At 70.0% G+C, this 12135-nt stretch carries 8 protein-coding genes; 5 read left to right on the forward strand and 3 right to left on the reverse strand.

Annotated features, from left to right (window positions below; translation table 11 throughout):
- Window positions 1–38: 38 nt before the first annotated feature.
- Entirely contained in the window at window positions 39–1676 is a 1638-nt protein-coding gene (locus tag ACFWF3_RS08190; protein ID WP_379313010.1) for a (2,3-dihydroxybenzoyl)adenylate synthase, read from the reverse strand.
- Between the two features lie 153 nt (window positions 1677–1829).
- Here ACFWF3_RS08190 and ACFWF3_RS08195 point away from each other — a divergent pair, with 153 nt between their 5' ends.
- The 3 genes from ACFWF3_RS08195 to ACFWF3_RS08205 all read left to right on the forward strand — a co-directional run bounded on the left by ACFWF3_RS08195 (window position 1830) and on the right by ACFWF3_RS08205 (window position 7139).
- Entirely contained in the window at window positions 1830–5636 is a 3807-nt protein-coding gene (locus tag ACFWF3_RS08195) for an amino acid adenylation domain-containing protein (protein ID WP_379313011.1), read from the forward strand.
- An 82-nt stretch (window positions 5637–5718) separates the two neighbouring features.
- Window positions 5719–6582 carry an oxidoreductase gene (locus ACFWF3_RS08200; protein WP_378990532.1) on the forward strand — a complete coding sequence of 288 codons (864 nt, stop codon included), beginning with the start codon at window positions 5719–5721 and terminating at the stop codon, window positions 6580–6582.
- Window positions 6583–6668: 86 nt separating this feature from the next.
- Window positions 6669–7139 (forward strand): carboxymuconolactone decarboxylase family protein, encoded by a 471-nt coding sequence (locus tag ACFWF3_RS08205; protein ID WP_378990531.1) that lies wholly within the window; start codon window positions 6669–6671, stop codon window positions 7137–7139.
- Here ACFWF3_RS08205 and ACFWF3_RS08210 read toward each other — a convergent pair whose 3' ends face one another.
- Complete coding sequence (locus tag ACFWF3_RS08210; protein WP_379313013.1) at window positions 7140–7949, reverse strand: NAD(P)H-binding protein; 810 nt, start codon at window positions 7947–7949, stop codon at window positions 7140–7142.
- Window positions 7950–8262: 313 nt separating this feature from the next.
- On the opposite strand from ACFWF3_RS08210, the gene ACFWF3_RS08215 reads away from it, so the two are divergent.
- Window positions 8263–9351 (forward strand): 3-deoxy-7-phosphoheptulonate synthase, encoded by a 1089-nt coding sequence (locus tag ACFWF3_RS08215; protein WP_378990529.1) that lies wholly within the window; start codon window positions 8263–8265, stop codon window positions 9349–9351.
- A 52-nt stretch (window positions 9352–9403) separates the two neighbouring features.
- Here ACFWF3_RS08215 and ACFWF3_RS08220 read toward each other — a convergent pair whose 3' ends face one another.
- A complete protein-coding gene (locus tag ACFWF3_RS08220) occupies window positions 9404–10021 on the reverse strand; it encodes a LysE family translocator (protein ID WP_378990528.1) in 618 nt (205 codons plus the stop codon).
- Window positions 10022–10082: 61 nt separating this feature from the next.
- Between ACFWF3_RS08220 and ACFWF3_RS08225 the strand changes: the two genes are divergently transcribed.
- Window positions 10083–12135, forward strand: a 2053-nt coding sequence (locus ACFWF3_RS08225) for an ATP-dependent RNA helicase (protein WP_379313015.1), incomplete at its 3' end; no start/stop codon positions are given.

Here is a 12135-nt window from a genome sequence, read left to right on the forward strand (position 1 = left end):
GGGCCCACCCTTCGCGGGGTGGGCCGCCGTTTCGCGGATCAGCCGTGCAGGGCTCGCAGCGCCTTCTTGTCGATCTTGCCGACCGCGGTGATCGGCAGGGCGTCCGCCTGCCGGACCAGGTCGGGGAGCTTGTAGGTGGCCAGGCCGCGTTCGGTGAGGAAGGACTTGATCTCCCCGAGGGCGGGTAGCTCGCCGGTGACTACCAGGACCACGCAGGCCTTTTCGCCCAGCGAGGCGTCGGGCAGGCCGACCGCGGCGGCATGGCGGACGGCGGGGTGGGCGAGCAGGTGCTCCTCGAGTTCATCGCAGGAGATGTTCTCGCCACCGCGGTTGATCACGTCCTTGATCCGGCCGCTCACGACGAGGTGGCCGCTGGGCAGTCGGCGAACGAGGTCGCCGCTGCGGTAGAAGCCGTCGGGAGTGAAGGCGCGCGCGTTGTGCTCGGGCGCACGGTAATACCCGCGCAGCGTGTAGGGGCCACGGGTGAGCAGTTCGCCCTCTTCGCCCTGGGCGACGTCGTTGCCGTCGGCGTCGACGACGCGCAGTTCGTCGGCGGGGGAGAGCGGGCGGCCCTGGGTGGTGTACACCAGCTCTTTGTCATCGTCGAGACGGGTGTAGTTGAGCAGCCCCTCGGCCATCCCGAACACCTGCTGCAGGGTGCAGCCCAGTGCGGGCTCGACATCGCGGGCGTTCACCTCGGCCAGTCGCGCGCCGCCCACCTGGAGCAAGCGCAACGAGCTCAGGTCGGCGTCTTCCCAATCCACGGCCGCACTCCACAATTGGGCCAGCGGCGGCACGACGCCGGTGACGCTCACCCGGTGCTTCTCGATCGCGGCGAAGGCGGCCTCGGGGCTGGGGTCGAGGGTGAAGGCGATGGCGCCGCCGGTCGCGACGGTGCCGAGGATGCCGGGGCAGGCCAGCGGAAAGTTGTGCGCCGCGGGCAGTGTCGTGAGGTAGACGTCGTCGGGGGTGAGCTCGCAGACCTGCGCGCTGGCGGTCGCGTTGTAGACGTAGTCGTCGTGGGTGCGCGCGATCAGCTTCGGCAGGCCGGTGGTGCCGCCGGAGACCAGCATCACCGCGATGTCGGACGGATCGATCTCGGGCAGTGAATCACCGTCGCGAGCAACCGAATCCAGCGCGACGAATCCGGATGCCGTGCCGTCCCCGTTGTCAGGATCTCCTGCTACCAGTACGTGGCGCAGGCTCGGCACCGCTTGCTGCACGGTGGTGGCCAGCTCGCGGTAGTCGAAGTCGCCGAGGTGGTCGGGGATGAGGTAGGCGACCGCTTCGGACAGCGCGGCCAGGTGCTCGATCTCGGCGCGGCGGTGCGCGGGCAGGGTGAGGACGGGGATGATCCCCGCGCGCAGCACACCGAACAGGGCCGTCGCGAATTCGGGGATGTTCGGCAGCTGCACGATCACGCGGTCACCGGGAGCGAGGCCGAGGGCCAGCAATCCGTGCGCCATCCGATCGGCGGCGGCATCGAGTTCGGCGTAGGTCTGCGCACCGGCGTCGCTGAGCACCGCGGGTCGCTGTGGCTGGGTCCGTGCGGTGTCGCGGAGGAGGTCGCCGAGCGTTCGCCCGGTCCAATAGCCCGCGCCCCGGTACTCCTGCGCGGCGGCTTCGGGAAAGGGGACGTAGCCCTCGTGGTGGCCGGTTGCCGATGTCGACGTCACGTACTGCCTCACTGAATTCTCGGCGGCTGGTGCCGCGGGTCCGACCGCATAGAATGCTGCATAGGTTAGGCAACCCTATCTCAATGGAGTAGGCTGCCGCCGGGCAGTACCGAATCCGTCCCGGCTGGGCGGCGAGCAAGGAGTGATCGGCAGATGGAGACAGCACCCGCAGGCGGCGCCGGGATCGACCGCGCCGAGATCCGTGCCGCGATCGCCCGCCATCTCGACATCACCCCCGAGGCCGTCGCCGAGGCCGACGACCTGATCCAGCTCGGCCTCGACTCCATCCGCACCATGAAGCTCGCGGGCGCCTGGCGCAAGCGCGGCATCGCCGTGAACTTCGCCCTGCTGGCCGCCCACCCCACGGTCGACGCCTGGCACGCCCTGCTCAACGGGGCGGACCCCGAGGACCTCGCGGCACGTGGCGGCGTGCCGGACGCCGTCGAACCGGCCACCGGGGAATCCGCCCGCGAGCTCGACACGTCCGCGAGCGAACCCCTGATCGTTCCCGACGACGGCACGCCGTTCGCGCTCGCGCCGATGCAGCACGCGTACTGGATCGGGCGCTCCGACGCGCAGGAACTCGGCGGTGTGGCGGCACATCTCTACGTCGAATTCGACGGCGCCGACGTGTATCCCGAGCGGCTCGAGCAGGCGGTCGAGCAACTGCTGTCTCGCCATCCCATGCTGCGCACCGGGTTCCTGCCCGACGGCACCCAGCAGACTCTCGACCGGCCCGGCCGCGCCGTGTTCGGCGTGACCGATCTGCGCGAGTCCTCCGCCGACGAAGCCGAGCAGCGGCTGGCGCAGTTGCGCAGCGCGCGAACGCATCAGCGGATGGCGGTGGAAGACGGCCAGGTGATCGATATCGCGCTGACGCGCCTCGCCGACGGCCGCACCCGCCTGCACCTCGATGTCGACATGCTCGCCGCCGACGCGATGAGCTACCGCATCCTCATCACCGACCTCGCCCGGCTCTACCACGGCGAACAGCTTCCGCCGCAGGACTACACCTTCCGCCAGTACCTGGCCGAGCACCGGCGCGACAGCGCCGCGACCCACGGTTCGGACAACGCCGCCGCACCGCAGCCCGACGCGGCCGCGGGCCCGGGGCAGGGTGCGCGCGCCCTCGCCGACGAGCGGGCCCGTGACCGCGCCTGGTGGCAGGATCGCCTGGGCGAGCTGCCGGGTGCGCCGGAACTGCCGTCGGCCCAGCACATCTCGGATCCCAACCGCACGATCCGCCTGCACCGCTGGCTCTCCCCCCAGGCCAAAGCACAGGTCTTCGACGCCGCCCACGCCCGCGGCATCACCCCGGCGATGGCCCTGGCCTCGGTGTTCGCCGAAACCATCGGCGGCTGGTCGGCCCAGCGCCGCTTCCTGCTGAATCTGCCACTGTTCCACCGTGAACCGGCGCACCCGCAGGTCGACGGTGTCGTCGGCGACTTCACCTCCTCGGTTCTGCTGGAAGTCGATGTCACCGCGCCCGCCACCGTCGCCGACCGTGCCCGCGCCCTGCAGCAACGCCTGCACGAGGCAGGCGCGCACTCCGCGTACTCGGGTCTGGAGGTCCTGCGCGACCTCGGCCGTCATCGCGGGGAACCGGTCCTGGCTCCCATCGTCTACACCAGTGCCCTCAACCTCGGCGAACTCTTCCCCGACACCGTCACCGACACCTTCGGCGACCCCGTCTGGATCATCTCCCAGGGCCCGCAGGTTCTCCTCGACGCCCAGATCACCGAGGTCCGCGGCGGTCTGCTGCTGAACTGGGACATTCGCGAATCCGCCTTCCCCGCCGGCGTCGTCGACGCTATGTTCGCCCGCTACATCGAAGCGATCGAACGTCTCGGCGGCCGGCCTTCCGAACTCGCCGAGGCATCGGCCGATTCGTCGGAGTCCGGCGGTGCGCAGCCGACAGCAGTCGAGCCCGCTGGGGTCGAGGAGACCTCGCCGGTGGCGCCCGCGGCGGCCGGGCATACACGATTCGCCGGGGGAGCGGGGTGGCAGGCCGAGGCCGGTGTACGGATTCCGGTGGAGCAGGCCGCTACTCGGGCGCGCGTGAACGCCACCGCGGGGCCGGTGAGCGGCGGGTTGCTGCACACCGGGTTCTTCGCGAACGCGGCCACGAATCCGTCCGCGCCCGCCGTGCTGTGGGAGCCGACCGGGCAGCTGACCTATGGCGAGCTGGCCGCCGACGTGCTGGCGGTGGCCGGTGCGTTGCGGGAAGCCGGTGTGACGCCCGGTGATTCGGTCGCGGTACAGCTGCCGAAGGGCCCCGACCAGGTCGTCGCGGTGCTCGGTGTGCTCGCGGCGGGTGCGGTGTACGTGCCGATCGGGTTCGATCAGCCCGCCGCTCGTCGCGCCGAAATCCTCAGCACCGCAGACGCTGTCGCCGTGCTCACGGTCGGCGGTGCGCGGATTCCCGACGCCCGTGCGATCGACCTCGCCGAGGCTCGCACGCATGCGGAACCGTTGGCGCGCCCCGTCTTCGGCGATCCGGAGAACACCGCCTACGTGCTGTTCACCTCCGGCTCCACCGGCAAGCCCAAGGGCGTCGAGGTGCCGCATCGCGCCGCGATGAACACGATCGACGACCTCAACGAGCGCTTCGACCTCGGCCCGGCCGACCGGGCGCTTGCCCTCTCGGCGCTCGAATTCGACCTCTCCGTCTACGACATCTTCGGTCTGCTCGCCGCAGGTGGCGCGGTGGTCACCGTCGACGACGCGCAGCGCACCGATTCCGCCGTCTGGGTCGAACTCGTTCGCCGCCACCAGATTTCGCTGCTCAACTGTGTACCGAGCCTGCTCGACATGCTGCTCACCGCCGCCCCGGCGTCGCAGCTCGACCCGGGCACCGGATCCACTACCGCCACGCCGTCCGGGCCCCTCACCTCACTTCGCACGGTGATCCTCGGCGGTGACTGGGTTGACGTCGCCCTCCCCGCACGTCTGGCGGCAGTGGCCCCGAACAGTCGTTTCGCCGGTCTGGGCGGCGCCACCGAAACCGCGATCCACTCCACCATCTGCGAGGTCGTCGACGCGCGGGTTCCCGTCGAATGGACCGCCGTCCCCTACGGCACCCCGTTGCGCAACGTGCAGTGCCGCGTCGTCGGTCCGGCGGGCAACGACTGCCCCGATTGGGTCAGCGGCGAGCTGTGGATCGGTGGGGACGGTGTGGCCACCGGTTACCGCGGCGACCCGGATCGCACCGCCGACCGTTTCGTCACCCACGAGGGTCTGCGCTGGTACCGCACCGGCGACCTGGCCCGCTACCTGCCCGACGGCGGCCTGGAGTTCCTCGGCCGCGCCGACCACCAGGTGAAGATCCGGGGCTACCGGGTGGAGCTGGGTGAGGTGGAGAGCGCACTGCGCGCCGTGCCCGGTGTTCGCCACGCGGTCGCCGCGGTGGTCGGAACGGCCGCCCCGAAACTGGTCGCGCTGGTGGTGCCGACCCCGGGCACGGTCCTCGACGTCGACACGGTGCTCGCCGCGACCGCCGAGCTGGTCCCGGTCTACATGGTGCCGACCCGGCTCGAACTGCTGGCCGAGCTGCCGCTCACCTCGAACGCCAAGCCGGACCGCAAGGCCATCCGCGCGGTCCTCGACAAGGGCGAGGGCACCGAGGAATTCGTGGCGCCGCGCACCGATCTCGAACGCGCGCTCGCCGCGGTCGTCGCTGAGGTGCTGGTCACCGACCAGATCGGTGTCACCGACGACTTCTTCGCCCTCGGCGGCGATTCGGTGCTCGCCACCACCGCGGTGGCCCGCATCCGCGAATGGCTCGATGCCCCCGACACCATCGTCGCCGACCTGTTCACCGCCCGCACCATCGAAGGTCTCGCGGCACGGATGTTGCGGCGGGAAGCGGAATCCGGTGCCGCCGACAGGCTGGACGCGGTCGCCGGCATGTATCTGGAAGTCGCCGCGATGACCGACGACGAGATCCTCGCGCAGTCCTGATGCCGACACCTGACGCTGGGGCGAACCCCGCACCGGCCCTTGCCGATTCGCGCATTTCCCCAGCGTCGTTAGACTTTCACCAGTGAGCAAGTGGACTACCGCGAACCTGCCGGACCAGACCGGCCGCACGATTATCGTCACCGGTGCCAACAGCGGTCTGGGCGCCGCCACCGCGCGGGCGCTGTCCGAGGCGGGTGCGCGCGTGATCCTGGCCTGTCGCGACACCGCCAAGGCCGAGCGGGTGGCCGCGGGGCTGCGCGGTGCGACCGAAGTCCGTGAACTCGACCTGGCGAACCTGAACTCGGTGCGCGCCTTCGCCGATTCGATCGAGCGCGTGGACGTGCTGATCAACAACGCCGGTGTCATGGCTCTGCCGTTGCGTCGTACCGCCGACGGTTTCGAAATGCAGTTCGGCACCAACCATCTCGGCCACTTCGCGCTCACCAACCTGTTGCTGGATCGCCTCACCGATCGGGTGGTGACGGTGTCGAGCGTCGCGCACCGTATCGGCAGGATCGATCTGGCCGATCCCAACTGGGAGCAGCGCCGCTACGACCGCTGGCTCGCGTACGGCCAGTCCAAGCTGGCCAATCTGATGTTCGCCTTCGAGTTGCAGCGCCGCCTGGCCGGTGAGGGCGCCGCGGTGATCTCGGTGGCCGCGCATCCCGGTTACGCCGCGACCGAACTCATGTCCCACACCGAGTCCATCCAGGACGCGATCATGTGGCTGGGTAACCGCACGCTCGCTCCCACCGCGCAAGAGGGTGCGCTGCCCACGCTGTTCGCCGCCACCGCCGATGTAACGCCCGGCGCGTTCTACGGCCCCGACGGCTTCCTCGGGCTGCGCGGCAACCCTGCCCTCGCGGGCAGTGCGCGCTCGGCGAAGGATCGCACGGTCGCCTCCGAACTGTGGGAGCTCTCCGAGAAGCTCTGCGGCCTGATCTGATTCGGTGATCGGCGTCACACGCGCCGATGTCACACCGTGCGCAGCTGCCTCGTCGTCTCTGTGAACCCCACGACGAAGGAGTCATCATGGAAGCGCGCTTCAACCTCTACGGCAACGCCATCACCGCGAGCTTCAGCAAGCGAATGGTCATGGCGGGCAAGGTCATCGACGATTCACCGCTGCCCAAGGCCACCTATGAACTGGTGAAGATCCGGGCTTCGCAGATCAACGGCTGCAGCTACTGCGTCGACATGCACACCAAGGACGCCGCCCACGCGGGCGAGACCGCGGTGCGGATCAACCTGGTCGCCGCCTGGCGGGAGACCAATGTCTTCACCGAGGCGGAGCGGGCCGCCCTCGCCCTCACCGAGGAAGCGACCCGCACCGCCGACGGCGGCCACGTCTCCGACGACACCTTCGCCCAGGTCCGCAAGCACTACGACGACGACCAGATCGCGGGTCTGATCGCCGCCATCGCGATGATCAACGCCTGGAACCGGCTCAACGCCATCGCCCACACCCCGGCCGGTGACTACGTCCCCGGTCAGTGGAGCTGATCAAGCGAACCGGTGCCCGTGCTCGGCCGCCCACTGCGCGAAGGTGCGCGCGGGTCGGCCGAGTACCTGTTCCACCGTCGGGTCGACCGTGTACGACTCGGGACTCGACTCGGCGTACCAGCCGATCACATAATCGGCGTCGGCCTGCGAGACCCCGGTCGCCGTCAGCCGTTCGACCGCTTGCCGATGGGTGATCGTGGCGAAGGTGATCTCGCGGCCCGCCGCCTGCCCCAGAATCGCGAGCCGCTCCGGCGGTGTGAGCGCCTGAGGACCGGTGAGGTTGTACGCGCGGCCCGCGTGCCCGTCTTCCAGCAGTGCGACGGCGGCCACCGCGCCGATATCGGCCTCGTGCACCAGCGCGCTCGGATGGGCGTACGGCTCCCGCACCACGCCGTCGGTCCGGATCGGCTCGAGCCAGGTCAGCGTGTTCGACATGAACTCCTGCGGCTCGAGCCGCGTCCATTCCACGCCGGACTCCGCGATCGCCTGCTCGACCGGGCCGACGCCGCCACCCCAGACGACGGTGATGCGGCGCACGCCGGCGTCGATGGCCTTGCCGATCAGCTCGGCCCCCACGTCGGCGAGACCGTTGGTCACCGTCACATGCAATCGGTCGACGCCGTGCCACGCATCGTCGAGCGTCGACGGCACGTTGTGGGTCCCGGTGAACAGTTCCACCTCCGGGCCGAGGAGTGCGCGTGCGGCGTCGGCGTCGCGGGTCACCGCCCTGACCTTCTCGCCACGGCTGACGAGTTCCCGTACCACCTGGCGGCCGGTGTTGCCGGTCGCGCCCGTAACCAATGTTGTCACAGTCGTTTTCCTTTCCTCGACCATCGACGCTAGAAGCTCGAGCAAGGTAGAGGTCAAGGGCTTCGCGCCGGTTCGGCGGAGGGGCGCGATGTGACGGTCCACACGTCGGGCAACCATGGCTCACCTTTCGGCGTTTTACCGGTGGTACAGTCCACGGCATGCAGCGCGCATATTTCTGGTTTAGCTATCCGGCCCTGGGTGGGCCGGTCTGCGACCCTGCGCGCTGACTTCCTCCACCTCGAGCCGGATAACGCCCGGCTCGACGGTAGCGATTTCCGTGGGTCGGCCTCTTAACGAAAAGGACCCACATCTCATGACCACCGCAGCCGATGTCGACTCGCGGCATTCTGATCTCGACGACCAGCGCACCCTCAGCGTGAGCCCTCTGCGCTCGCCCGCCGAGGTCCGCATGGTCCACCAGATCACCGACGCCCTCGCCGACACCGTCCGTTCGGGCCGCAAGGCCACCGTCGACGTGCTCAACGGCGACGACGACCGCCTCATGGTGATCGTCGGCCCGTGTTCGGTGCACGACCCCGCCGCCGCGCTGGAATACGCCCGCAAGCTGGCCGAGAAGGCCGCCGAGCTGAGCGACCGGCTGCACATCGTGATGCGCGTGTACTTCGAGAAGCCGCGCACCACGCTGGGCTGGAAGGGTCTGATCAACGATCCCCACCTGGACGGCTCGTTCGACGTGAACACCGGCCTCGGCATCGGCCGCAAGGTGCTCGTCGACATCACCGCCCTCGGCCTGCCGGTCGCGTGTGAGTTCCTCGACCCGATCACTCCGCAGTACATCGCCGACCTGGTCTCCTACGGCGCGATCGGTGCCCGCACCGCCGCCAGCCAGGTGCACCGGCAGCTGTCCTCGGCGCTGTCGATGCCGGTCGGCATCAAGAACGGCACCGACGGTGACGTGCAGGTCGCGGTCGACGGTGTGCGCGCCGCCGCCGCCAGCCACGTCTTCCCCGGCACCGACCTCGACGGCCGCTCCGCGCTGATCCGCACCTCGGGCAACCCCGACTGCCACGTCATCCTGCGCGGCGGCAGCAACGGCACCAACTTCGACGCCGCGTCCTGCGCCGAGGCCAAGCTGCGCCTGGAGAAGTCGTCGCTGGCCCAGCGCCTGGTCGTCGACGCCAGCCACGGCAACAGCAACAAGGACCACAACAAGCAGGTCGACGTCGTCACCGACATCGCCGACCGGATCGCCGCGGGCGAGCAGGGCGTGGTCGGCGTGATGCTGGAGTCGTTCCTCGTCGCGGGTCGCCAGGACCTGACCCTCGGCAAGGCCGCCGACCTGACCTACGGCCAGTCCATCACCGACGCGTGCATCGACTGGAACACCACCGCTACCCAGCTCGACCGTTTGGCCGACGCGGTGGCCACGCGCCGCGGGTAATACCGTCGACCGACAGTGCGGGCCTCGGATTCCGGGGCCCGCACTGCTGTGTCTACTGGTTCTGTACCGCGAGGCGTCCCGCGAGGGCGACGAAGGAGACACCGAACACCCGCCGCATCCACCGGACCACCACCGGTCGCGACAGCACATAGGTGCGCATCGCGGCGGCGACTGCCCCGTAGCCCGCGAACACCACGAACGTGGCCAGCATGAACAGTCCGCTGAGCTCGAGCATGCGACCCAGCGCGTTCGGTGCGCCGGTCGGCACGAACTGCGGCAGGAACGCGAAGAAGAAGATCGTCAGCTTCGGGTTCAGGATATTGAGCAACACCGCCGAGGTGACGACCTGCCGCGCCGAGGGCTCCACCGCAGTGCGCTGCTCCGGAATCGCCAGTGCGCCCTTGTCCCGCAACGTATTCCACGCCATGTACAGCAGATACGCGACACCCAGGTACTTCAGGGTCTGGAACGCGACCGCGCTGGTGTTCAACAGCGCGGCCAGCCCCGTGACCGCCGCGATCATGTGCGGAACGATCCCCAACGTGCACCCGAAGGCAGCGATCACGCTCGCCCTCGTCCCTCGGGAAAGCCCCGCCGCCAGGGTGAACAGAACGCCGGTACCGGGCGTGGCGACGATGACGAGCGTGGTCAACGCGAACTCGATGCTCATCTCCCGCAGGGTAACCAGCGATCGCGGATCGGGAAATACCTTTCCGGCAGACTGGTCGGCGATGAAGCTTCCCGAACTGCCTGACCTTCCGGTGCGACCGGCGCTGGACCGGATCACCGCGACGCTGGCCGAGCGCGGTGTCGCGGTGCTGGTCGCGCCGCCCGGCACCGGCAAGACCACATTGGTGCCGTTGGCGCTGGCGGCCGGGTCTGCGGGAAAGATCGTGGTGGCCGAGCCGCGACGGTTGGCGGCACGGGCGGCCGCGGCGCGGATGGCGGCACTGCTGGGGGAGCGGGTGGGCGAGACCGTGGGGTACGCGGTCCGCGGGGATCGGAAGGTCGGCGCGCGGACGCGGATCGAAGTGGTGACCTCGGGGTTGTTGGTGCGACGGTTGCAGAGCGACCCGGAGTTGGTGGGGGTCGTCACGGTGGTGCTCGACGAATGTCACGAGCGGCATCTGGACGCCGATCTGCTGTTGGCGCTGCTGCTCGACGCGCGGTCGGGGTTGCGACCGGATCTGCGGGTGCTGGCAACGTCGGCGACAGTGGCCGCGGATCGTCTGGCACAGCTGCTCGGCACCGAGGAGACCGGGCCCGGAGATTCGCGTGCCCCGGTTCTGGAAGTACACGGGCGGACCTATCCGGTCGAGGTGGACTACCTGCCCGCCCTGCCCCGCGAGCGGATCGAAGCGCAGGTCGCGCGGGCTACCCGCACGGCGCTGGCCACCATCGACGGTGATGTGCTCGTCTTCCTGCCCGGTGTCGGCGAGATCAACCGCACGGCAGGGCTCTTGCGCGAGCTCGACGGGGTCGACGTAGTCCCGCTGCACGGCAGACTCGCGGGCGCGGCCCAGGACCTCGCGCTCCGGCCGGGAGCGCGGCGGCGAGTGGTCTTGTCCACTGCCGTAGCCGAATCCAGCCTCACCGTTCCCGGCGTGCGCGCTGTCGTCGATTCGGGCCTGTCCCGTGTCTCCCGTGTCGATCACCGGCGCGGCCTTTCCGGTCTTGCGACAGTGCGTGTCTCGGCTGCCGTGGCCGAGCAGCGCGCGGGCCGCGCCGGCCGCGAAGCACCCGGCCACGCGTGGCGTTGCTGGCCCGAATACGAACACCAAACCCTGCCCGCCTATCCCGAACCCGAGATCCGGACCGCCGAACTCACCCGTCTCGCACTGGAATTGGCCTGCTGGGGCACCCCCGACGGCGCCGGCCTCGCCTGGTGGGACGCCCCGCCCGAAGGTGGCCTCGCGGCCGCCCGCACAGTCCTGCGCGCCCTCGGCGCCCTCGATGATGCCGACCACATCACTGCGCGCGGCAAGGCCATGGCCGAGCTCGGCCTTCACCCCCGCCTCGCCCGCGCGCTCCTCGACGGCGCCGCCCGAGTCGGTGCGAAAGCCGCCGCGGAAATGGTGGTGCTGATGGATGACGACTCCCTCGCCGACACCGCCGACGCGGCGGCAGCCTTGCGTACCCTCCGCAGGGGACGCCCACCCCGCTGGACCCGCGAAGTTCAGCGCCTGACACGGCTCGTCACGAACACGTCATCCGGCGACGAGCCCGGCCAACCGCTTGCCGGCGGCACACAGGCTGACGGCTCGCGTGGGGCAGGTCGGCGTGCGGGGTCGAGCTCCGGCGGGGCGCGGGTCGATGTCTCGTCGGAGGTATCGAACTCGGGCTCGGTGGCCGGTCGACCGGGTGATGGTGACTCCGGAACGGAGGTCGCGGCGCTGTTGATCGCGCTGGCGCAGCCGGAGCGGTTGGCTCGACGGCGGGCGAGCGGGTCGTCCACCTTTCTCATGGCGGGCGGTACCGCGGTGACGCTGCCGCCGGGGTCGGGGCTGGCGGCGGCGGAGTGGCTGGCCGTGGCGGTGGCCGATCGTGATCCCGGGCGGGCCGAAGGCCGAATCCGGCTGGCGGCCGTCGCCGATGAGGATCTCGCTCGGGAAGCCGCGCCGGGGTTGGTGGTCGTGGCCGATGAGGTGCGGTGGGACGGCGGTGATGTGGTGGCCCGGCGGGTGGAGCGATTGGGCGCGATCATCCTGTCGGAGAAGCCAATACGTCAGCCCGGGCAGACACTGGTGGAACAGGCCGTGCGGCAGGGGATTCAGGCCGAAGGAT

The sequence above is a fragment of the Nocardia sp. NPDC060220 genome (assembly GCF_042727815.1).
Taxonomy (GTDB): domain Bacteria; phylum Actinomycetota; class Actinomycetes; order Mycobacteriales; family Mycobacteriaceae; genus Nocardia.

Bases quoted from the DNA above. Each gene is read 5' to 3' on its own strand.
- ACFWF3_RS08195 (WP_379313011.1), top strand. From the start codon at position 1,830: ATGGAGACAGCACCCGCAGGCGGCGCCGGGATCGACCGCGCCGAGATC.
- ACFWF3_RS08205 (WP_378990531.1), top strand. From the start codon at position 6,669: ATGGAAGCGCGCTTCAACCTCTACGGCAACGCCATCACCGCGAGCTTC.
- ACFWF3_RS08215 (WP_378990529.1), top strand. From the start codon at position 8,263: ATGACCACCGCAGCCGATGTCGACTCGCGGCATTCTGATCTCGACGAC.
- ACFWF3_RS08220 (WP_378990528.1), bottom strand. From the start codon at position 10,021: ATGAGCATCGAGTTCGCGTTGACCACGCTCGTCATCGTCGCCACGCCC.